The organism is Herbidospora sakaeratensis, assembly GCF_001570525.1.
GTDB classification, from domain to species: Bacteria; Actinomycetota; Actinomycetes; order Streptosporangiales; family Streptosporangiaceae; genus Herbidospora; species Herbidospora sakaeratensis.
In genome coordinates, this window is sequence record NZ_BBXC01000018.1 from 11,954 (window position 1) to 32,852 (window position 20,899).

General features: G+C 70.4%; 17 protein-coding genes and 1 pseudogene. 9 read left to right on the plus strand and 9 right to left on the minus strand.

All coding sequences use genetic code 11. The annotated features are described in order from the left end of the window. Positions 1 to 356: 356 nt before the first annotated feature. The 3 genes from AW271_RS28355 to miaB form a co-directional block, all read right to left on the minus strand. Entirely contained in the window at positions 357 to 854 is a 498-nt protein-coding gene (locus tag AW271_RS28355; RefSeq protein ID WP_062340673.1) for a hypothetical protein, read from the minus strand. A 91-nt stretch (positions 855 to 945) separates the two neighbouring features. Further along, on the minus strand, positions 946 to 1,554 hold the full coding sequence (locus tag AW271_RS28360; RefSeq protein WP_245653247.1) for a CAP domain-containing protein: 609 nt from the start codon (positions 1,552 to 1,554) through the stop codon (positions 946 to 948). A 260-nt stretch (positions 1,555 to 1,814) separates the two neighbouring features. Further along, a complete protein-coding gene (miaB, locus tag AW271_RS28365) occupies positions 1,815 to 3,290 on the minus strand; it encodes a tRNA (N6-isopentenyl adenosine(37)-C2)-methylthiotransferase MiaB (RefSeq protein ID WP_062340675.1) in 1,476 nt (491 codons plus the stop codon). Between the two features lie 93 nt (positions 3,291 to 3,383). On the opposite strand from miaB, the gene AW271_RS28370 reads away from it, so the two are divergent. After that, entirely contained in the window at positions 3,384 to 5,285 is a 1,902-nt protein-coding gene (locus tag AW271_RS28370) for a sensor histidine kinase (protein ID WP_157554703.1), read from the plus strand. After that, positions 5,286 to 5,921, plus strand: coding sequence for a response regulator (locus AW271_RS28375; RefSeq protein ID WP_083977365.1), 636 nt, complete (start codon positions 5,286 to 5,288; stop codon positions 5,919 to 5,921). On the opposite strand, the gene AW271_RS28380 is transcribed toward AW271_RS28375, so the two are convergent. Further along, positions 5,893 to 6,522, minus strand: coding sequence for a hypothetical protein (locus AW271_RS28380; RefSeq protein WP_062340677.1), 630 nt, complete (start codon positions 6,520 to 6,522; stop codon positions 5,893 to 5,895). The genes AW271_RS28375 and AW271_RS28380 overlap by 29 nt on opposite strands. A gap of 150 nt (positions 6,523 to 6,672) precedes the next feature. On the opposite strand from AW271_RS28380, the gene AW271_RS28385 reads away from it, so the two are divergent. Genes AW271_RS28385 through AW271_RS28410 form a run of 6 tightly spaced genes read left to right on the plus strand, consistent with a single transcriptional unit; the run spans position 6,673 to position 12,466 of the window. After that, positions 6,673 to 7,428: an amino acid ABC transporter ATP-binding protein gene (locus AW271_RS28385; protein ID WP_062340678.1), complete on the plus strand. Its 756-nt coding sequence runs from the start codon at positions 6,673 to 6,675 to the stop codon at positions 7,426 to 7,428. Between the two features lie 11 nt (positions 7,429 to 7,439). Further along, positions 7,440 to 8,246 carry a glutamate ABC transporter substrate-binding protein gene (locus AW271_RS28390; RefSeq protein ID WP_062340679.1) on the plus strand — a complete coding sequence of 269 codons (807 nt, stop codon included), beginning with the start codon at positions 7,440 to 7,442 and terminating at the stop codon, positions 8,244 to 8,246. 59 nt (positions 8,247 to 8,305) lie between these two features. Further along, on the plus strand, positions 8,306 to 8,974 hold the full coding sequence (locus AW271_RS28395; RefSeq protein ID WP_062340680.1) for an amino acid ABC transporter permease: 669 nt from the start codon (positions 8,306 to 8,308) through the stop codon (positions 8,972 to 8,974). Next, positions 8,971 to 9,825: an amino acid ABC transporter permease gene (locus AW271_RS28400; RefSeq protein WP_062340681.1), complete on the plus strand. Its 855-nt coding sequence runs from the start codon at positions 8,971 to 8,973 to the stop codon at positions 9,823 to 9,825. Before AW271_RS28395 ends, AW271_RS28400 begins: the two co-directional genes overlap by 4 nt. Positions 9,826 to 9,878: 53 nt before the next feature. After that, on the plus strand, positions 9,879 to 10,613 hold the full coding sequence (locus AW271_RS28405; protein WP_062340682.1) for a type 2 periplasmic-binding domain-containing protein: 735 nt from the start codon (positions 9,879 to 9,881) through the stop codon (positions 10,611 to 10,613). 41 nt (positions 10,614 to 10,654) lie between these two features. Next, positions 10,655 to 12,466, plus strand: a complete 1,812-nt coding sequence (locus AW271_RS28410; protein ID WP_062340683.1) for a S9 family peptidase — start codon at positions 10,655 to 10,657, stop codon at positions 12,464 to 12,466. Here the strand turns inward: AW271_RS28410 and cqsA are convergent. The 4 genes and pseudogenes from cqsA to AW271_RS43290 form a co-directional block, all read right to left on the minus strand. After that, on the minus strand, positions 12,445 to 13,590 hold the full coding sequence (gene cqsA / locus AW271_RS28415) for an alpha-hydroxyketone-type quorum-sensing autoinducer synthase (RefSeq protein WP_063818146.1): 1,146 nt from the start codon (positions 13,588 to 13,590) through the stop codon (positions 12,445 to 12,447). The genes AW271_RS28410 and cqsA overlap by 22 nt on opposite strands. A 140-nt stretch (positions 13,591 to 13,730) precedes the next feature. After that, complete coding sequence (locus tag AW271_RS28420; protein ID WP_218008201.1) at positions 13,731 to 14,525, minus strand: alpha/beta fold hydrolase; 795 nt, start codon at positions 14,523 to 14,525, stop codon at positions 13,731 to 13,733. A gap of 210 nt (positions 14,526 to 14,735) precedes the next feature. Further along, positions 14,736 to 16,376: a ribonuclease Y gene (gene rny / locus AW271_RS28425; protein ID WP_062340685.1), complete on the minus strand. Its 1,641-nt coding sequence runs from the start codon at positions 16,374 to 16,376 to the stop codon at positions 14,736 to 14,738. 455 nt (positions 16,377 to 16,831) lie between these two features. After that, a pseudogene (locus AW271_RS43290) lies at positions 16,832 to 17,335 on the minus strand (regulatory protein RecX); the annotation flags it as partial. An 858-nt stretch (positions 17,336 to 18,193) separates the two neighbouring features. On the opposite strand from AW271_RS43290, the gene AW271_RS40170 reads away from it, so the two are divergent. Continuing rightward, entirely contained in the window at positions 18,194 to 18,349 is a 156-nt protein-coding gene (locus tag AW271_RS40170) for a hypothetical protein (RefSeq protein ID WP_157554705.1), read from the plus strand. Between the two features lie 1,370 nt (positions 18,350 to 19,719). Here the strand turns inward: AW271_RS40170 and recA are convergent. After that, positions 19,720 to 20,817: a recombinase RecA gene (recA, locus tag AW271_RS28445; RefSeq protein WP_062340688.1), complete on the minus strand. Its 1,098-nt coding sequence runs from the start codon at positions 20,815 to 20,817 to the stop codon at positions 19,720 to 19,722. Positions 20,818 to 20,899: the final 82 nt, after the last annotated feature.

Here is a 20,899-nt window from a genome sequence, read left to right on the forward strand (position 1 = left end):
TATCCACCGCTGATCAGTCCACGTCCCCCGATTCGGCGGGCCCGCCGCTAGCGGAAGGCCCGGGCCGGCCCGGCGGATCGAAATCGGCCCGTTCCCGCATCGATCGACCGCCCCGGCGAATCGAAATCGGCCCGATCCCCGCCTCGATCGACCGCCCCGGCACCGCCGTCTCTGCCTGATACCCACCGACCGGCCCGTCAGACCCGGTGCTTCCGGTCGATCTCGGCCGACCGCCCGCCCAGGTTCCGTGTTCCGGCTCGCTATCCCGCCGATCGGCGCGCAGGCTCGCGTTTCGGCCCCATGCCCACCGGCCGGTTCGTGAGGCCCAGTGCTCGCCGACCGCCCGCCAGTTCGGTTTAGTACCCGCCGATCGGTTCGCCCGGCTCTACCGCGCCCGCGTCGCCGCCGCGGTCGATGGCGTCCGGGTCGTCCTGGGCCGACTGGGTCGGCTTCGCAGCGGGCTTCTTCGTGGGTTTGGCCGCGGGCCTGTTCTGGCCGCTGTTCCCGCCGCTGCCCTGGTCCTCCTGGGCCGGTGCGTCGCCGGAGGCGACGGCCGTGTCCTCCTGGACGTCCTCCTGGGCCGCCGGCGCGTCGCCCTCTTCGGCCGCCACGTCGTCGGGGGGCGACTCCGCCTCGGGGGCGTCGGCCACGTCAGGGTCGGCGTCGGCCACGGGGGGCGCGGCCGAGGTCGCCGGAGCGGGGGGCGGCGGGGTCGAGTCGCCGTTGAGGGCGAGGCCGATACCGGCTCCGCCGACGACCGCGACCAGCACGCCGGCGACGATCGCGATGGTCTTGGTGTTGCCGCCTGATCGTGCGCGGCCCGGCGGAGGCGCCTTTCGCGCGGATCGGTTCATGAGGGGAACTCCATGCTGCTTGGGTTGAGGGTCCCAGCAGCCTAGCCACAAACCCGAAATCCAGGCTCATAAATGCCGATATAGGCACAAATCAGCGGTAACCGAAGTCCTGTGTCCACCACGGCCCGTCGACCCCCTGCTTCAGGCCGACGCCGATGGCCTCCAGGTCGCAGTTGACGATGTTGGCCCGGTGGCCGGGGCTGTCGAGCCACGCCTGCACGACCTGCCTCGGGGTGGTCTGACCTCGGGCGATGTTCTCGGCCGCCGGGTAGTCGTAGCCGGCCGCCTCGATGCGGTCCCACGGCGAGCGGCCGTCGAGGGAGTCGTGGCTGAAGTAGTCGCGGGCGGCCATGTCGGCCGAGTGGAGCCGGGCCGCCCGGCGCAGCCGTTCGTCGATGCGCAGCGGCTCGCAGCCCTCGGCCCGGCGGGCGACGTTGGTCAGCCGGACCACCTCGTCTTCGGCGGTCTTCAGCGGGTTCGACGGCGCGGTCGCGGCGACCGGAGCGGCCCCGGCGCGCTCTTTCGTGGTCTTGCGGGCGGGTTTGTTGGTCTTCACCCGGACCGTCGGCTTCTGCTTCGGCGGGCGAGGGGTGGCCTCCGGGCTCGGCACCGTGTAGGAGTCGACCGGCACGGGAGGCTCGCTGGCCATGTCGAACGCCCCGGTCTGCCCGCTCCCGCAGGCGGTCAGGAGCGCGGGCACCAGAAAAAGCCAGCCACGCTGCCGGAACGAGGGCATCCGGGACCTTCCTGTGTCACTCAGCGAACGGGTGACACACTATTCCCAGTAACGAATTCGCCGCACGCGAATCACGAAAGAATCACGACATCTCGCATCGTGTCGCCTGAGGTGACAAAAGCCGACTTTCCGTTACGGCTCCCGCCTACCCCGGCCCCGACCCCCGCGCCCGCCGAGCGCCGCATCCGGCGCCGACCGGCCGCTCCCGGCGCGGGCCACGACGGCTAGGAGACCTCGCACCCCGACACGACCGGCAGCGGCGCCGGCCGCCCGATCGTGGGCATGCCGAGGTTGACCCCCTTGGCGGCCGCGGGCCGCCCCTGCCGGGCCTCCCACGCGTCGCCCGAGCGGGTGCGCCGGACAGCCACGACCTTGTCGGCCACCAGGTGGTGGGGCGCCGCGTAGGTCACCTCGGCCGTGACGACGTCGCCGGGCCGGGCGTCGGCCCAGGCCACGTGGACCAGCCGGTTGTCGGGCGCGCGGCCCGACAGGCGCCGGGTCGCGTCGTCCTTACGGCCCTCGCCCTCGGCGATCAGCACCTCGACGACCCGCCCGGTCTGGGTCTTGTTCTCGGCCCAGGCGATCTCCTCCTGGACCTCGATGAGCCGGTCGTACCGTTCGCGGACGACCTCTTTCTGCACCTGGTCGGGCATGGTCGCGGCGGGGGTGCCGGGGCGGATCGAGTACTGGAAGGTGAAGGCGTTGGCGAAGCGCGACTCGCGCACGACGTCGAGGGTGGCCTGGAAGTCGTCTTCGGTCTCGCCGGGGAAGCCGACGATGATGTCGGTCGAGATGGCGGCGTCGGGCATCGCGGCGCGCACCCGGGAGATGATGCCGAGGTACTTCTCGGCCCGGTAGGAGCGGCGCATCGCCTTGAGGATGCGGTCGGAGCCCGACTGCAGCGGCATGTGCAGCTGGTGCATGACGTTGGGGGTCTCGGCCATGGCGGCGATCACGTCGTCGGTGAAGGCGGCGGGGTGGGGCGAGGTGAACCGCACCCGCTCCAGGCCGTCGATGTCGCCGCAGGCGCGCAGCAGCTTGCCGAAGGCGAGCCGGTCGCCGAACTCGACGCCGTAGGTGTTCACGTTCTGCCCGAGGAGGGTGACCTCCATGACGCCCTGGTCGACCAGGGCCCTGATCTCGCCGAGGATGTCGCCGGGACGGCGATCCTTCTCCTTGCCGCGCAGGGCGGGCACGATGCAGAAGGTGCAGGTGTTGTTGCAGCCCACCGAGATGGCGACCCAGGCGGCGTAGGCCGACTCGCGCTTGGTCGGGAGGGTCGACGGGAAGACCGTCAGCGACTCCTCCAGCTCGACCTGCGACTCCTGCTCGATGCGGGCGCGTTCGAGGAGGACCGGCAGGGAGCCGATGTTGTGGGTGCCGAAGACCACGTCGACCCACGGCGCGCGGCGCACGATCTCGCCCTGGTCCTTCTGCGCGAGGCAACCGCCGACGGCGATCTGCATGCCGTCGCGGGCGGCCTGCCGCAGGTGACCGAGGTTGCCGTAGAGGCGGTTGTCGGCATTCTCGCGCACGGCGCAGGTGTTGAACACCATCACGTCGGGGGCCGAGCCCTCGGACGCGCGCACGTAGCCGGCGTCTTCGAGCAGGCCCGAGAGGCGCTCGGAGTCGTGGACGTTCATCTGGCACCCGTAGGTCCGTACTTCGTACGTGCGGGTGCTCTCCTCTGTCGCAGTCATCTCAATCGACAAGCGTAGGCGCTCCGGCGAGCCCGCAAAGCCCGGGACAATGTCCCGGTTGTCCGGGCATCTCGGTCTATATCCTGACGTGCGATGACAGTGAGGTGGGCGGTCGGCGTGGGCGGGCTCGCGGCGGCGGCCGCGGCGCTCGTCCTCGGGCTGGTCAACGGGCTCGGGGCGGTGGCGCTCAGTCACCTGGTCTACGCGGCGGCGTGCGTGCTGATCGGCACGATCATCGCGGTGCACCGGCCCCGCAACGCCGTGGGCGGGCTGCTGCTGACCGCCGGGCTCTCGTTCACGGCCCTGGACTTCTTCGGGCTGCTGGCGCTCTGGCGGCCGGAGTTGTCCCTGCTGGCCTGGCCGCAGAACTTCCTCTGGGTGCCGGCCAACCTGGCCATGGCCGCGATCCCCTACTGCTTCCCCGACCGCCCGCTCCCCGCGCCGAAGCTGGTCGTGCCCGCCGTGGTGCTGGCCGCGCTGCCCTGCGCGTTCGCGCCGGGGGCCAACCAGCAGCTCGGATACGGCCTCGCGCTGCCCAACCCCCTGGGGATCGAGGCCCTGGCCGGCGTCGCGGCGTTCATGGAGCCGGCGATCACCGTGGTGGCGGCCCTGCTGTTCCTGGTCGGCTCCGCCGACCTCGCCCGCCGGGCCCGGCGCATCGAGCGGGCCCAGGTCCAGTGGCTCGTCTACGCCGTCTCGGTCGCCGGCGTGGTCGTCGTGCTCCGGCTGGCGGCCGGGCTGACCGACGACCTGCCGGACACGATCTGGCCCCTCGACAGCGGCCTCTGGGAGCTCGCCGGGACCGCCGCGATCACCCTCGTGCTGGCCGCCATCGGCATCGCGATCGTGCGGCACGGCCTGTTCGACGTCGAGCTCGTCATCAACCGCACGCTGGTCTACGCCGTGCTGACCGCGTTCGTGACCGGCGGCTACGTCGGGGTCGTCGGCTACCTCGGCGCGGTCTTCGAGAGCAGCGGCCTGCCGCTCTCGGTGGCCGCCGCCGCCGTCGTCGCCCTCGTCTTCGCCCCGCTGCGGGCCCGCGTGCAGCGCGCCGTCAACGTGCTCATGTACGGCCGCCGCGACGACCCCTACGCCGCCCTCGCCCACCTGGGGCGCAGCCTGGAGGCCCGGCCGGACGCCCAGGCGGCGGCCGCGTCGGTGGCCGAGGCGCTGAAGCTGCCCCACGCCGCCGTGGAACCGCCCGGCCACGCCGGCGATCCGGGGCTGGTGCGGTTGCCGCTGACGTACAAGAACGAGCTCGTCGGGCACCTGGCCCTCGCGCCGCGCCCGGGGCAGCGCGAGTTCGGCGCCCGCGACCTGCGGCTGCTGCGCGACCTGGCCCGCCAGATGGGCTCGGTCGTGCACGCCGAACGGCTGGCCGCCGACCTGCGGGCCTCGCGCGAGCGCCTGGTGGTGGCCCGGGAGGAGGAGCGGCGGCGGCTCCGGAGGGATCTGCACGACGGGCTCGGGCCGACGCTGGCCGCGCTGACCATGCGGGCCGAGGCGGTCCAGGACCTGGTCGACGACCCGAGGGCGCAGGACCTGCTGGAGGAGATGATCGGCGCGGCCCAGGCGGCCACGGCCGACGTGCGGGCCGTCATCGAGGGGCTGCGCCCGCCCGCGCTCGACACCCTCGGCCTGCTCGGGGCGCTGCGGGCCCACGTGGCGGGGCTGCCCGGGGAGCCGCGGGTCGGTCTCGATCTGCCTGCCGAGCTGCCCGAACTGTCGGCGGCCACCGAGGTGGCGGCATACCATATCGCTGTCGAGGCGATCAACAACGCCCGCCGCCACTCCGGCGCCGGCACCGTCACGCTCCGGCTCGTGCCCTGGAAGAACCTGCTGGTCGAAGTCGTCGACGACGGCCGCGGGGCCGGGGGGCCACCGGGCATCGGCCTTACCTCCCTGCGCGAAAGGGCCGTCGAACTGGGCGGCTCCTTCGCGGTCATCACTGCGCGCGGCACCACCGTCCGCGCGCAGTTGCCGATCGGAGCCTGAATGAACCAGATCCGCGTCCTGCTCGTCGACGACCACCCCGCGTTCCGGGCGGGCCTGTCGGCCCTGCTCAAGCCGGTCCGCGAGATCGTGATCGCCGACGAGGCGTCCACCGGCGAGCAGGCCCTGGCGCTCGTCGGCGGGGTGCAGCCCGATGTGGTGCTGATGGACCTGGCCATGCCCGGCATGGGCGGGGTGGCCGCGACCGAGCGGCTGGTGCGCGACCACCCGCACATCAGGGTGCTGGTGCTGAGCATGGCCGACGACGACGACTCGGTGTTCGCCGCGCTGCGGGCGGGGGCCAGGGGGTACGTGCTGAAGGGGGCCAGGAAGGCCGAGCTGGTGCGGTCGATCGTGGCGGTGCACGGCGGCGAGGCGATCTTCGGGCCGGCCATCGCGTCCCGGCTGACCGGCTACTTCACCGGCCTGGCCAGGCGCGAGCGGGGCTTCCCCGAGCTGACCGCCCGGGAGCGGGAGATCCTGATCCTGATGTCCAGCCATCTGACCAATCCGGTGATCGCCGAGCGGCTCGGGCTGAGCGGCAAGACGGTCCGCAACCACGTGTCGAGCATCTTCGCCAAACTGCACGTCGCCGACCGCGCCGAGGCGATCACGCGGGCGCGCGAGTCGGGGTTCTGAGCAGCTCGCGGGCCACCCACCCGAGCGCGGCCAGCTCCAGCAGCGACCCGATCGACTGGACGGCGGGCGAAGAGCCCGCCACTGCGAACGGCACCGCGATGCCGGCGACCACGGCCGCCGGCACCCACCACGGGGCGACCTTCTTGACCGCCAGGCCGACGAGCAGCACCAGCGTGCCGACGTGGGTCAGGAAACCCGGGAACAACATGCCGAACAGGAAGCCGGGCAGCTCGTTGGCCACCGCCGTGACCTGCTTGGCCGTCTCGGCGGGCACGGTCTGGGCCAGCGCCAGGTCGTAGAAGTCGGTCGTGAACAGGGTGCACGCCGCCGCCGTGCCGAACAGGCCGAGCGTCAGTCCGGTGTTGGCCAGGCCGCGGGCCTTGGGGTAGAGGAGCGCGGCCAGGCCGAAGAACGCGGGGATCATCGCGAGGGTGGCGTACAGGAACAACAGGCCGCTGACCTGCACCTGGCCCGGCATCGAGGCGAAGACGGCCGGGTCGTGCTCGTCGCCGGGCGGCGAGGTGAGGAAGGCGGCGAAGAGCAGGACGGGCCAGGCGACCAGCGCGCCCGCGGCGACGACGCGCCGGTAGTTATCGGTCATGCCATCAGCAAACCGATGAGGTGCCCCAAATCTCATGAGTCAGACTCGGGAAAAATGTCCCGACCTGCCGGGATGACCAGGACAGTCGTGACGTGATCGGTATAACTCCGGTGCTGACTTGGAGATATAGCCCCCTTTACGTTGACTCCCATGACAGAAGCCGTCGGATCGACTTCTCTCGTCAGACTTGAGAACGTCAACAAGCACTTCGGCACCCTTCACGTGCTGAAGGACATCGACCTCGACATCGCGCGGGGCGAGGTCGTGGTCGCCATCGGCCCGTCGGGGGCCGGGAAGTCGACCCTCTGCCGGGTGATCAACCGGCTGGAGACCATCGACTCGGGCACCATCACCTTCGACGGCAAGAGCCTGGCGGTCGAGGGCCGCGCGCTGGCCCAGCTGCGCTCCGAGGTCGGCATGGTGTTCCAGTCGTTCAACCTCTTCGCGCACAAGACGATCCTCGAGAACGTCACGCTCGGGCCGATCAGGGTCCGCAAGATCGCGCGCGACCAGGCCGAGAAGCGCGGCATGGAGCTCCTGGAGCGGGTCGGCATCGCCTCGCAGGCGGAGAAGTACCCCGCCCAGCTCTCGGGCGGCCAGCAGCAGCGTGTCGCCATCGCCCGCGCCCTGGCCATGGACCCGAAGATGATCCTCTTCGACGAGCCGACTTCCGCCCTCGACCCCGAGATGGTCCAGGAAGTGCTCGACGTCATGATCTCGCTGGCCAGAGACGGCATGACCATGCTCGTCGTGACCCACGAGATGGGCTTCGCCCGCCGGGCCGCCAACCGGGTGGTCTTCATGGCCGACGGCGCCGTCGTCGAGCAGAACACCCCCGACGAGTTCTTCACGAATCCGGGCACCGACCGTGCCCGCGATTTCCTCAGCAAGATCCTCACACACTGAAGGTGGCTGTCATGCGTGTCCGTCGAATTGGTGCCCTCCTGATGACCGCCGCCGCGCTGGCGGCGACCTTGACCGCGTGCAGCGGCGGCGACAAGTTCGTCATCGGCGTGAAGTTCGACCAGCCCGGCCTGGGCCTGAAGCAGACCGACGGTTCGGTGAAGGGTTTCGACGTCGACGTCGCCTCCTACATCGCCAAGGAGCTCGGCTACACCCCCGAGCAGATCGAGTGGAAGGAGACCGTGTCGGCCAACCGCGAGCCCTTCATCCAGCAGGGCCAGGTCGACATGGTGGTGGCGACCTACTCGATCACCGACAAGCGCAAGGAGGTCATCTCCTTCGCCGGTCCCTACCTGGTCACCGGTCAGGACATCCTGACCCGCGCCGACGACACCTCGATCACCGGCCAGGACAGCCTGCAGACCAAGAAGGTCTGCGGCGCCCAGGGCTCGACCTCTCCCGCCCGCCTGGTCGAGAAGTTCGGCGAGGCGTGGAAGGGCCAGTACCTGACCGAGCAGCAGGGCTACGGCAACTGCCTGCCGCTGCTCGACCAGAAGCAGGTCGACGCGATCTCCACCGACGCCACCATCCTCGCGGGCTTCGCCGCCCAGAGCCCCGGCAAGTTCCGCCTCGTCGGGCAGGTCTTCTCCGAGGAGAAGTACGGCGTCGGCCTCAAGAAGGACGACAAGGAGACCCGCGACAAGGTCAACGCGGCGATCGAGAAGATGTTCGCCGACGGCTCGTGGAAGAAGGCCGTCGAGGCGAACTTCGGCGAGTTCGCGCCCAACTTCGCCACCCCGCCCGCGCTGGAGAAGTACTGATCTGACCGGCTCCCGGCCCTCCCCTTCCGGGAGGGCCGTTCTCGTGGGGAGGTAGGGCGTTGGGTGCCCTCGTCGAAGAGTTCCCGGTCATCCTGGGCGCGTTCTGGCTGACCGTACGGCTCACGCTGGCCAGCGCCGTGGCCGCGCTGGTGCTGGGCACCGTCCTGGCGGCCATGCGGGTCAGCCCGTTCGCCGTGCTGCGCGGGGTGGCCACGGCGTACGTCAACACGCTGCGGAACACGCCGCTGACCCTGGTCATCGTGTTCTGCGGGCTCGGCCTCGGGCTGGTGCTCGACGTGTCGTTCTCCGAGTCGTTGTCGACCAACTACCTGTGGTTGTCGATCATCGGGCTGTCGGCGTACACGGCGGCGTTCGTCTGCGAGGCGATCAGGTCGGGCATCAACACCGTGCCCGTCGGACAGGCCGAGGCGGCGCGGGCGCTGGGGCTGACGTTCACCCAGAACCTGCGGTTCATCGTGCTGCCGCAGGCGTTCCGGGCGATCATCGCGCCGCTGGGCAGCCTGCTGATCGCGCTGACGAAGAACACCACGGTCGCCGCCGCGATCGGCGTGGCCGAGGCGTCGCTGACGATGAAGTCCCTGTTCGAACGGCACCAGGACTCGGTCGTCGCGATCTTCTTCGGGTTCGCGCTGGCCTTCCTCGTGCTCACCCTCCCCACCGGCCTGTTCTTCGGCTGGCTGTCCCGACGGCTGAAGGTGGCCCGATGAGCACCGTCCTGTACGACACCCCGGGCCCGCGCGGCATTTTGCGCAACCGGATCCTGACCTTCGTCTTCGCCGCCGCGCTGCTGGCCGGGCTCTACTTCGCCTACCTGAAGTTCGACGAGAAGGGCCAGTTCGACGCGGCCCTGTGGGAGCCGTTCCTGCAGGGCGACGTGTGGGTGAACCTGATCATCCCGGGCCTGGTCAACACGCTCTCGGCGGCCGCCGTGGCGGCGCTGATCGCGGTGCCGTTCGGGTTCGTGTTCGGCATCGCCCGCCTGTCGGAGCACAAGTGGATCAGGGTGCCCGCCGGGGCGGTGGTGGAGTTCTTCCGCGCGATCCCGCTGCTCATCATGATCTTCTTCGCCCAGTACGGCGGCTCGGCCGTGCTCGGGCTCACCGTGACCTCGTTCACGGCCGTCGTGTTCGGCCTGGTGCTCTACAACGGGTCGGTGCTGGCGGAGATCGTCCGGGCCGGGATCCAGTCGCTGCCGCGCGGCCAGACCGAGGCCGCGCTGGCCGTCGGGCTGCGCAAGGGGCAGGTCATGCGGCTGATCCTGCTGCCGCAGGCGGTGACCGCGATGATGCCGGCCATCGTCAGCCAGCTCATCGTGCTGCTCAAGGACACCGCGCTCGGGTTCATCGTGGCGTTCGAGGACCTGCTGAACGCGGGCGCCCGCATCCTGCCCGCCAACTTCCAGAACCTGATCCCGGCGGTCATCGTCGTCGCGATCATCTACATCATCATCAACGTCGTGGTCGGACTGCTCGCCAACTGGCTGGAACGCCGTTCCCGCCGCAGCCGCAAGACCACGATCAAGCCCGTCGAGGCCCCTCAGTCGGTCGGCGTTGGTTAGGGCTTTACGTGTCGGTTCGCCGCGATCGGCGATCAAGATCTGATCCTGATCGGGTGTGGCGTGTCGTCTCCGCGGGTATCGCGGCCCTCTCGATCGCGGCCGGGCTCACGGGTTGTTCGGGCACCGGCCTCCTGATCGGCGTCCGGGCGGGCCAGCCCGGCCTGGCCGAGATGCTGCCCGGCGGCGGCTGGTCCGGGTTCGACATCGCCGTGGCCCACTACGTGGCCCGGCAGCTCGGCTACCGGAAAGACCAGATCCGGTACACCACCGACCTCGATTCGGCCGACCTGGTGATGGGGCCCGCGCGGGAGCCGTACGTCGGCCCCTACCTGGTCGCGGCCAAGGACATCCTGGTCAGGGCCCGTGACCGCGACCGGACCCTGAAGGATCTGGCCGGCGGGCTCGTCTGCGGCACCCGGGCCGACACCCTCGGCCTGAGCGGCCGGTTCGGCCCCGCGTGGCGGGCCGCCCACCTGGCCGAGGCCAACGTGCCGGCGGCCTGCGGGCCGCTGCTGGCCGACCGGCGCACCGACGCGATCATCGCCGACGCGCCCGTGCTGGCCGGGTTGTCGGCCCAGTATCCCGGCCGGTTCCGGCTGGTCGGACGCCCCCTCGCGCAGGAACGTTACGGGATCGGCCTGTCGGAGCGCACCGAGTCGTGGCGCGACGACATCGAGGACGCGCTGCGCCAGATGTACGACGACGGTTCGTGGCACCGGGCCGTCATCGACTACCTGGGCGAGCTCGCCACCCAGTACGAGATGCCGCCGGCCCTGGAAAAGCGCTAACCGCACAACATCATCCGCCGCGTTCGGGCAGGATGCCGTGCATGCTCCCCGAGCGCACGCCGTTGCCGTACGCCGCCCGCATATCCACCGCCGACGTGGCCCGGTCGGGCCTCAACCTCGGCTTCCCGACCGTGATCGGCGACGAGGTGTGGTGGGAGGAGGACCGGCCCGCCCAGAACGGCCGCCGGACCCTCGTCCACCGCGCCGCCGACGGGCGGCGGCGCGAGATCCTGCCCGCCCCCTGGGACGCCCGCACGCGGGTGCACGAATACGGCGGACGGTCCCACCTCGTCGTGCCGGAACTCGGCGTCGTCTTCGCCGAACACTCCGACCAGCGGCTCTACCTGCTCTCCGACGGCACGCCCCGGGCGATCACCGAGGAGGGCGACTGCCGCTACGCCGACCTGTCGTGGGCGGGCGGGCGCATCTTCGGCGTCCAGGAACGCCACCACGACGACGGGAAGGTGGAACGCGCCGTCGTGGCCGTCTCGCTCGACGGCTCGGTCTCGGTGATCGCGTCGGGTTCCGACTTCTACGCCTACCCCACGGTCTCGCCCGACGGGGAGCACGTGGCGTACGTCTGCTGGAACCACCCCCGCATGCCGTGGGCGGGCACCGAGTTGCGCGTCACCCGGATCGACGACGGCTCGTCGTGGACGGTCAAGGGCGGCCAGGCCGAGTCGGTGCTCGCGCCGGCCTGGAAGGACGACCGCACCCTCTACCTGGTGTCCGACTGGTCGGGCTGGTGGAACATCTACCAGATCGGCCTGTTCGGCACCTCGCCCCGCGCGCTCTACCCGGCCGAGGAGGAGTTCGCCGGCCCGCTGTGGCAACTCGGCGGCCGCCCCTTCGTGGTGCTCGGCGCCGACCGGCTCGGCGTGCTGCACGGGCAGGGCAACCTGCGGCTGGGCGTGCTCGACGTCGAGTCGGGCGTGCTGACCGACCTCGACGTGCCCTACGACGGCTTCTACCCGGAACTGTCGGCCGACGGCCGCATGCTGGTCGGCCTCGGCTACGGCTGGGACGTGCCCCGCTCGGTCGTCCGCGTCGACACCGTGACCGGCCGGGTCGAGGGCCTGCGCCGCGACATCGCCGAACTCCCCGACGTCGCCTGCCTGCCCCGGCCGTCGGAGGTGATGATCGACCACCGGGTGCCCGCCTACCTCTACGCGCCCATCGACGCGACCGGCCCCTCGCCGTTCGTGGTGTTCGCCCACGGCGGCCCGACCGGCCACGTGACGACCGAGCTCAGCCTGGCGCGGGCCTTCTTCACCACCCGCGGCATCGGCGTGCTCGACGTGAACTACGGCGGCTCGACCGGCTACGGGCGCGCCTACCGCGAGAAGCTGCGCGGCCAGTGGGGCGTGGTCGACGTCGACGACGTGATCGCCGCCGCCGAGTGGCTCGCCTTCTCCGGCCACGCCGACCCGGCCCGGATCGCGATCCGCGGCGGCAGCGCCGGCGGCTGGACCGTGCTCGCCGCCTGCGCGGCCTCCGACGTGTTCGCCGGTGGCGTCTCGATCGCCGGGGTCACCTCGCTCGGCCCGCTCCTGGAGGCGACCCACGACTTCGAGTCGCGGTACGCCGACTGGCTGGCCGGTCCCGACGGTCAGCGCCGCGAACCCCTGGCCCGGGTCGGCGAGATCGACTGCCCGGTCCTGCTGCTGCAGGGCCAGAACGACCCGGTCGTGCCGCCGTCCCAGGCCGAGACCTTCGTCGCGGCGCTCACCGCCCGGGGTGTTCCGTGCACCTACCTGGCGTTCGAGAGCGAGGGGCACGGGTTCCGCCGGCTGGAGACCAAGACCGCCGCCCTCGCCGCCGAGCTCTCGTTCTACCTGCAGATATTCGGATAGCGGTCGCGCACGACCTCACACGCCGCCACGATCCGGTCGACGTCGTCGTCACCCAGCCCGGCGTGCAGCGAGAGCCTGATCAGCGCCCGGTTCCGGGCCGTCGCGGGCGGCGCGAACACCGAGCCGAACACGCCGTGCTCCTCCAGCAACTCGCGGACCTCGATGGTGGCCCACTCGGTGCCGGTCTGGAGCGCCACGATCTGGCTCACCGAACCCTCCAGGTCGAAGCCGAGCGCGGCGACCTCGTCGCGCACCCACTCCGACACCTGGTGGAGCCGGTCGCGCCGCCACTCGTCGGTGCGCACCACCTCCAGGGTCGCGGCCAGCCCGGCCAGCTCATGGGGCAGCAGCGCCGAGGAGAACACGGCCGGGAACGACTCCAGCCGGAAGTAGGGCACGAAGGCCGGGTCGGCGGCCGTGACGAACCCGGCCCGCCCGGCGAACGCCTTCGAGAGGCTGGCGATGCGGAAGTGCACGCGGTCGGTCAGGCCCAGCGCGACGACCAGGCCGGCGCCCAGCGGGCCGGTCGTACCGAGAGAGTGCGACTCGTCGACCACGAGCACGCACCCGCTCTGCTCGACCAGGTCGCAGATCTCCTCCAGCGGGCTGGCGCTCCCGTTGGTGCTGTAGAGGGCGTCGACGGCGACCACGCCGGGGCCGTTGCGGACGATCCGCCGTTCGAGGTGCGCGAGGTCGTTGTGGCGGAACGCGTGGATCGGCGCGCCGGCCAGCCGCGCCCCGGCCGCGAGGGACATGTGGGCGAGCTGGTCGACGTACACGGGCGTGTGCACGTCGGAGATCGCCTGTAGCAGGCCCAGGTTGGCGTCCCAGCCCGACTGGCACAACACCCCGGCGGCGGCGTGCACGTAGTCGGCGAGATCCCGTTCGAGCACGTGCTGGGGGTGCCCGATCCCGTCGAGCAGGCAGTCGGCCATCTGCTTGGCGACCCGCTCGTCACCGGCCAGGGCCAGGTAGTCGTTGGAGTCGACCACGACGTCGCCCGGCCGGGGCGGCCGCCCGAACAGCAGGTCCCGGCCGCCCCACTCCCCCGCGACCCTGTCCTGGTGGAACCGCTCGACCCGGGCCCGGACACGAGCGGTGGCGGGCTGGGAGGACAAGGTCATCGCACCAAGCTTTCTCTGAGCCGGAAAGTGGTCATTCAACAACTCAGAGTGATACAACGCGCCGGGTATCGAATGCCACCCGCGCAGGGTCAAGAACGCGGAAGGCCCGCCTGGCGGGCGGGCCCTCACTCTCGTGTACGTCAGCGCGAGGCGGCCTTCACGATCAGCGAGGTGACCGTGTCGGGGTGGCTCATCATCGGCACGTGCGAGCTGTTGATCTCGACGATGACGCCCTTGGCGCGCTTGGCCATCGCCCGCTCGGCCACGGTCGGGATGATGTTGTCCTGCTTGGCGACCACGAAGTAGCTCGGGATCGTCTTCCAGGCCGCCGGTCCCGACGCGGTCACCAGCGCGCCCAGCGCCCCCGGCCGCTGCGTCGCGGCCATCACGGCGGTGGTGGAGCGGGGCAGATCCTGGGCGAACAGGCGGTGGAAGTGCGCCGGGTCGATGTAGGCGTCCTGGTCGCCGCCCTGGGCGCCCGGGAACGGCTTGGTCTTCAGGTGGTTGGTGACCTCGGTCTCGCCCCCGGCCAGGTGGTTCGCGTCCGACACGCTCTCGCCCTCGTTGAGCGCGTAGGCGGCCACGAACACCAGCGACTTCACGTTCGGGTTGCCGGTGGCGCCGTTGGAGATGACAGCCCCGCCGTAGGAGTGCCCGACGAGCACGACCGGCCCCTCGATCGTCGTCAGGAACTGGCGCAGGTACTCACCGTCGGGCACCGGGCCCCGCAGCGGGTTGGAGAACGCGATCACCGGATAACCCTTGGCGAGCAGCCGCCCCGCCACGTCGTTCCAGCCGCTGGAGTCGGCGAAGGCCCCGTGGACCAGCACGACGGTGGGCTTGGGCCGGGGCGTGCCCACGGCCTGCGCGGGGGTGGCGAAGGTGAGGCCGGCCAGCAGGAAGGCGGCCATGAGGGATTTCAGTAAGCGGGACATCATGCTCCTCGGAGTCGTTGACGACCCGCTCATCGTCGGCCGGGGCACGGGGGCGGCGAATCATGTGGTGTTCGTAGTCTTTGCCCGCGATCTCCGGAGACGGTCACGCGCTTTCCGTGCTCGGACCACGCCCACCTGGGGGGATGGGTGGGCGAAGCCGTAACGGGGGCACCGGCGACGGCGAGCCGGCGCTCGCCGGAGTGCGACGGGTCAGCGGGCGAACTCGGTCGCGCGGGACTCCCGGACGACCGTGATGCGGATCTGGCCCGGGTAGGTCAGTTCCTCCTCGACCTGCTTGGCGACGTCGCGGGCGATGACCTGGGCCTGGATGTCGTCGACGTTGTCGGGACGGACCATGACGCGGATCTCGCGGCCCGCCTGCATGGCGAAGACCTTCTCGACGCCCTCGTGGCCCTGGGCGATCTCCTCCAGGCGCTCCAGCCGCTTCACGTAGGCTTCCAGGCTCTCCCGCCGCGCCCCCGGCCGGCTGCCGCTGATCGCGTCGGCGGCCTGGGTGAGAACCGCTTCGACGGTACGCACCTCGACCTCGTTGTGGTGGGCCTCGATGGCGTGGACGACGTCGTCGTGCTCGCCGTAGCGGCGGGCGATCTCGGCTCCGATGAGGGCGTGGCTGCCCTCGACCTCGTGGGTGAGGGCCTTGCCGATGTCGTGGAGCAGCGCGCAGCGCTTGACGAGGTCGCGGTCGAGGCGCAGCTCGGAGGCCATGATGCCGGCGATGTGGGCCGACTCGATGAGGTGCTTGAGCACGTTCTGGCCGTAGGAGGTGCGGTAGCGCAGCTGCCCCAGCAGGGTGATCAGCTCGGGGTGCATCTCGGTGATGCCGAGCTCGACGAGGGCGTCCTCACCGGCGCGCACGCATAGGTCGCGGACCTCGGCGCGGCTGCGCTCGTAGGCCTCCTCGATCCGCTGCGGGTGGATGCGCCCGTCGAGGACCAGCTTCTCGAGCGTCAGCCGCGCGGTCTCGCGGCGCACCGGATCGAAACACGACAGCAGCACCGCCTCGGGCGTGTCGTCGATGATCAGGTTCACGCCGGTCGTCGACTCGAAGGCCCGGATGTTGCGGCCCTCACGCCCGATGATGCGCCCCTTCATCTCGTCGCCCGGCAGATGGAGCACGCTCACGACCGACTCGGCCGTCTGCTCGGTCGCGACCCGCTGCACCGCCAGCGTCACGATCTTGCAGGCCCGCTTCTCGCCCTCCTTGCGCGCGTCGCTCTCGATCTCGCGCACGATCAGCGCCGCCTCGCGCTTCGCCTGGTTCTCGATGTCCTTGACGAGCTCGCCCTTGGCCTGGTCGGCCGTCAGCCCCGCCAGCCGTTCGAGGATCTCCCGCCGCTGCTCCCCCAGCTTGTCGAGCTCGGCCCGCCGATCGGCCAGGTCGGTCTCGCTCTCGGCCAGCCTCCCGGCCCGCTCGACGTGCGCCCGCCCTTCTTCGTCGAGCCGCCGCTCCCGCTCCGCCAGCCGGCTCTCCCGCCGTTCGAGGTCGGCGCGCAGCTCCTTGAGCTCGTTCTTCAGGACGCGCGACTCCTCCTCGACCTCCCGCCGCATCGACGCCGCCCCTTCGACGAGCGCCTCGGACTTGCGGATGATCTCCCCGGCGTCGTTCTCGGCCTTGTCGCGGATCTCCGCCGCCTCTTCGCGCGCCCTCTCCAGCTCCTTCTCCCGGAGGCTCTCGCTGAGCTCCAAGCGGATCTGGTCAAGCTGCTCCTGACTCGGACCGAGCTCTTTCGGGGCGGTACGCCGGAGCAGAATGATCAGGAGGGCCGCAATCGCCGCGAAGGCAAGCAGCAGCACCGCCACTGCTAGCACGATCACGATCGTCATGTCCATGCGCACCCACCCCTTCTAGCGTCAAGCCGACAAGGGGTCACCAGCACAGCACGAAGAGACCTGGTGGCACCACCAGGGCATATGTTCGTACCCCGAAACGATCGGGGCCGTGGTTCACCGTTATGGCAATCCGCGCTGCGCGGAGTAACTCCTCACTGCGGTCGAGGTTAAGCGTCATTCGGGTAACGAGCAAGCAAAGACGCGGCAGGTGGCGAGTTTTTCTCGATCATCATTTCCCGGTTTCCGGACGAGCCGGACGGGGCACCCGATGACAGTCCGGGTTTGATCCATTTCTGTACGTCATGGGCGATGCGCCCCCGATGCCGCGAAGACGGCGGTACAACGAGGCCCCAGATGCACCCAACAAATGCGATCAGGATCATTTGAGCACGGGGCCGGTCATACTCGGCGTCAAGACACGCGGCACCCCGAACCAGGACGACCGCGCACCGGAGTCACGGAGACTCCAGGAAGCCCTCCTCCTCACCGGAATCCTCCTCCCCCTCGGCCTCCAGAGCCTCCCTGACGATCCGGAAGGCGAGCCCCGGCGGATAACCCTTACGAGCCAGCATGCCGACCAGCTTGCGCGTCCGGGCGCGGGCGTCTCCCCTGGTCGAGCCCAGCTTGCGCGCCACCAGCCGCCGGGCCGTCTCGACCTCCTCATCAGGATCGAGCTGCTCGACGGCCTCCTTGACCATGTCCTCCTCGACGCCGCGATGCCGCAACTCCTGCGCCAGGGCCCGGCGGGCGAGCCCCCGGCCGTGGTGGCGCGAACTCACCCACATGGCGGCGAACGCCTGATCGTCGATCAGCCCTACCTCGGAGAACCGTTCGAGGACACGTTCGGCTACGTCTGGTGGGATTTCTCGTTTGAGCAGGGCTTCGGAGAGTTGGGCGCGGGTTCTTGGGGCGAGGGTCAGGAGGCGGAGACAGATGCCTCTGGCGCGGGCTTCGGGATCGGAGCTGTGCTCCTCGGAGAAGGGTGTGCGGCGCTTGGACCGACCGCCGGCGTTGTCGTCTTCGGAACCACCGCTCTTGGAGGCACGGTTGCCGGAAGCCCGATTGCTAGAGGCCCAGTCGCCGGAGGCGCGGTTGCCGGAGGCGCGGTTGCCGGAGGCGCGGTTGCCGGAGGCGCGGTTGCCAGAGGCCCGGTTGCGAGAGCCGCGGTTGCCAGAGGCGCGGTTACCTGATGCATCACCGAAGCCACCGCTCCGGTAGGCACCGTTGCCATAACCGCTGCCATAGTCATCGCTGCCGCTGCCGCTGCCGCTGCCGCTGCCGCTGCCGCTGCCGAAGAGCCCATCACCCTCGGCGGAATCGCCGTCAATGGGGTCGCTGTCAACGGGGTCGTCGCCGCGGGATGCACGCCGGCCCGCTCCGCCGGTCTTTGATCGACGCCCGTGGCGGCCACGACCGGAGGGCTCCTCATCGGGCAGGCCACCCCAATCAAGCGGATTCGGGCGCTCGTCGGCCGCTGTCCGGAGATCCGGAGACCCCGTTACATCGCCGCGCCCATCAGCACCGGTGAACCAATCCGCGTGACGCGGCCTATCGGAAGTCCGGCCTCCCCTTCCCCAACCATCAGCGCCGGAAGACCCCTCAGGCGTCCCTCCCCCTGGCTCCTCATCACCAGACGAGCCGCCAAGAGACTCCCGGCCATCCGGCGTCATAGGCAGATCAGAAGACCTCGCCTCATCACCGTCAGACGGTTGGCCAAGAGGCGCGAGCTGATCTTGTTCGCGATTCCAGGCCTCATGTCCTGACTCATCACCATCCGAAGCCTCGGTAGGCCATCGCTCGTGGTTGCGCTCCTCGCCATGACCGGAAGACCGGGGGAAGTCCTCCACCCCGTCTTCATCGAGAACCGCGCCGCCGGCGTTCCCATCCTCACCATCAGACGGCTGGCCGAGACGCTCCCGCCGATCGTCTGGCGGAGACGGGACCACGTCTCCCTGCTCACCTCGACCATCTGACAATGCAGCCGGAACACCCTCCAGCACACCACCATCAGAGAAACGACCAGGAACGTCCGACGAGGACGAGATCAGGCCTTCGCGCTCACCACCATCGACCGAACGGCCGAAGTGCCCCCTTTGACCATCCGGCGAATCCGATGAGACATCCTCCTGCTCACCGTCATGAGACGGACGATCGAGACGTCCCCACCGGTCATCCGGCGAAGTCGAGGAGTCGCCCTCCCGCTCACCGCCGCCAGACCAACTGCCGAGACCATCTGGCCAAGTCGAGGAGAGGTCCTGCTGCTCACCACCACCACGCCTACGGCCAAACCGCCCAACCCGATCATCCGACGAAGCCGAGGGGTCGCCCTCCGAGGCACCGCCGCCAGACTGACTACCGAGACGCCTCCCGCGACCATCCGGCGAATCCGAGGAAAGGTCCTGCTGCTCACCACCGCCAGACCTGCGGCCAAAACGCCCAACCCGATCATCCGACGCAGCCGAGGACTCGTCCTCCCGCTCACCACCGCCAGACCGACTGCCGAGACGCCTACCCCGACCATCCGGCGAATCCGATGACACGCCCTCCTGCTCACCGCCAACGAACCGATCGCTAAGACGCCCCCCTCGACCATCTGGCAGCAACCCCGCTGAGCCCTCATCGGACCTGCGACCAAGGCGGCTCCATCGACCATCCGACGAGGACGGGGGTGCGCTTTCAGGCTCATCGCTGTCAGGCGGCAATAGGGGTCGCCGACGCAGGCCGCTGCCTGAGGGCCTGCTCTCAAGATCCCAACCGTGCGGGCCCTCATCTGGCTGCTGATCGTCTTCGGGCAGCCGACTGAGCCGCCCCCGCCGATCACCCCAGGAAGACCGGCCTACGGCCTCCTGATCGTCCCCCTCCAAAGGCAGGCGGGATCGCCCCTGTTTGGAAGGCCGGCCCTTGCGCTGCCGACCGCGGCCGGGACTCTCAGCCGTCTTCTCCGCCTCGTCGTCGCCAAAGGACAACCCGGAAGCCGACCCGGCATCCTCCTGGGCATCACGCTGAGGCCACCGGAATCGTCCATGCTCCCCGTCATCCGACGGCTCACGCCGGCGGCCGAAGATCGAGTCGTCCGGTCCGGCTCCGATCAAGCCGCCCGGGTCGTCGTCGAACGCGGCGGCGCCGGGCCAGGGCCCGCCGCCGTCTCGGACCGTTTCCGGGTCGATCTCCGACCAGGTCGAGCCGCCGGTGGTCCATTCCGAGCGCGAATCCGGGAAGCCCCATCCCGGGGGGTCGGACTCGCGCTCGTCGGACCATCGGTCGTCGTCATACGGCCACCCGGGGCGGCCCCGGGCGCTCCGGTCGTCGTCGTTCCAGGGGTCGGAAGGTCGCACCGGATCGGTCAGACGTCACCCGGCTTGGGGGTGGCCGACGCCTTCGAGCCGCGGCCGGTCGGGGCGGGAGCGGCGACGGGGACCGCGGGGGCCTCGGGAGCGGCGTCGAGGCGGGGGCCCACTCCGAGCTTCTCCTTGATCTTCTTCTCGATCTCGTTGGCGATGTCGGGGTGGTTCTTCAGGAAGTTGCGGGCGTTCTCCTTGCCCTGGCCGAGCTGGTCGCCCTCGTAGGTGTACCAGGCGCCGGCCTTGCGGACGAAGCCGTGCTCCACGCCCATGTCGATCAGGCCGCCCTCGCGGCTGATGCCGAAGCCGTAGAGGATGTCGAAGTCGGCCGTGCGGAAGGGCGGGGCCATCTTGTTCTTGACGACCTTCACGCGGGTGCGGTTGCCGACCGGCTCGGTGCCGTCCTTCAGGGTCTCGATGCGGCGGACGTCGAGGCGGACCGACGCGTAGAACTTCAGCGCCTTGCCGCCCGTCGTGGTCTCGGGCGAGCCGAACATGACGCCGATCTTCTCGCGGAGCTGGTTGATGAAGATCGCGGTGGTGCCGGTGTTGTTGAGGGCGCCGGCGACCTTGCGGAGGGCCTGGGACATCAGGCGGGCCTGGAGACCCACGTGGCTGTCGCCCATCTCGCCCTCGATTTCGGCCTTGGGCACCAGGGCCGCGACCGAGTCGATGACGATGATGTCGATCGCGCCGGAGCGGATCAGCATGTCGGCGATCTCCAGGGCCTGCTCGCCCGTGTCGGGCTGGGAGACCAGGAGCGCGTCGACGTCGACGCCGAGCTTCTTGGCGTATTCGGGGTCGAGCGCGTGCTCGGCGTCGATGAAGGCGGCGATGCCGCCCTGGCGCTGGGCGTTGGCCACGGCGTGGAGGGCGACGGTGGTCTTACCGGAGGACTCGGGGCCGTAGACCTCGACGATCCGGCCGCGGGGGAAGCCGCCGATGCCCAGGGCGACGTCGAGCGCGATCGCACCCGTCGGGATGACCTCGACGGGGGCGCGCGCGTCTTCGCCGAGGCGCATGACGGAGCCCTTGCCGAACTGCCGCTCGATCTGGGCGAGGGCGGTCTCGAGGGCCTTGTCGCGGTCGTTCACTGCCATTGGGGTGCCCCCTGTGAGGGTCGTGGGTTGTTCCGGTCAACGGAACGCTATGGGGTGCCACTGACATTTTCTGGAGACGCTG

What these genes read in the sequence shown, in the direction of transcription:
- AW271_RS28355 (WP_062340673.1), bottom strand. Translation starts at nt 854, where the DNA reads ATGAACCGATCCGCGCGAAAGGCGCCTCCGCCGGGCCGCGCACGATCA.
- miaB (WP_062340675.1), bottom strand. Translation starts at nt 3,290, where the DNA reads ATGACTGCGACAGAGGAGAGCACCCGCACGTACGAAGTACGGACCTAC.
- AW271_RS28370 (WP_157554703.1), top strand. Translation starts at nt 3,384, where the DNA reads ATGACAGTGAGGTGGGCGGTCGGCGTGGGCGGGCTCGCGGCGGCGGCC.
- AW271_RS28375 (WP_083977365.1), top strand. Translation starts at nt 5,286, where the DNA reads ATGAACCAGATCCGCGTCCTGCTCGTCGACGACCACCCCGCGTTCCGG.
- AW271_RS28380 (WP_062340677.1), bottom strand. Translation starts at nt 6,522, where the DNA reads ATGACCGATAACTACCGGCGCGTCGTCGCCGCGGGCGCGCTGGTCGCC.
- AW271_RS28385 (WP_062340678.1), top strand. Translation starts at nt 6,673, where the DNA reads ATGACAGAAGCCGTCGGATCGACTTCTCTCGTCAGACTTGAGAACGTC.
- AW271_RS28390 (WP_062340679.1), top strand. Translation starts at nt 7,440, where the DNA reads ATGCGTGTCCGTCGAATTGGTGCCCTCCTGATGACCGCCGCCGCGCTG.
- AW271_RS28400 (WP_062340681.1), top strand. Translation starts at nt 8,971, where the DNA reads ATGAGCACCGTCCTGTACGACACCCCGGGCCCGCGCGGCATTTTGCGC.
- AW271_RS28410 (WP_062340683.1), top strand. Translation starts at nt 10,655, where the DNA reads ATGCTCCCCGAGCGCACGCCGTTGCCGTACGCCGCCCGCATATCCACC.
- cqsA (WP_063818146.1), bottom strand. Translation starts at nt 13,590, where the DNA reads ATGACCTTGTCCTCCCAGCCCGCCACCGCTCGTGTCCGGGCCCGGGTC.
- AW271_RS28420 (WP_218008201.1), bottom strand. Translation starts at nt 14,525, where the DNA reads ATGTCCCGCTTACTGAAATCCCTCATGGCCGCCTTCCTGCTGGCCGGC.
- rny (WP_062340685.1), bottom strand. Translation starts at nt 16,376, where the DNA reads ATGGACATGACGATCGTGATCGTGCTAGCAGTGGCGGTGCTGCTGCTT.
- AW271_RS40170 (WP_157554705.1), top strand. Translation starts at nt 18,194, where the DNA reads ATGACCGGAAGACCGGGGGAAGTCCTCCACCCCGTCTTCATCGAGAAC.
- recA (WP_062340688.1), bottom strand. Translation starts at nt 20,817, where the DNA reads ATGGCAGTGAACGACCGCGACAAGGCCCTCGAGACCGCCCTCGCCCAG.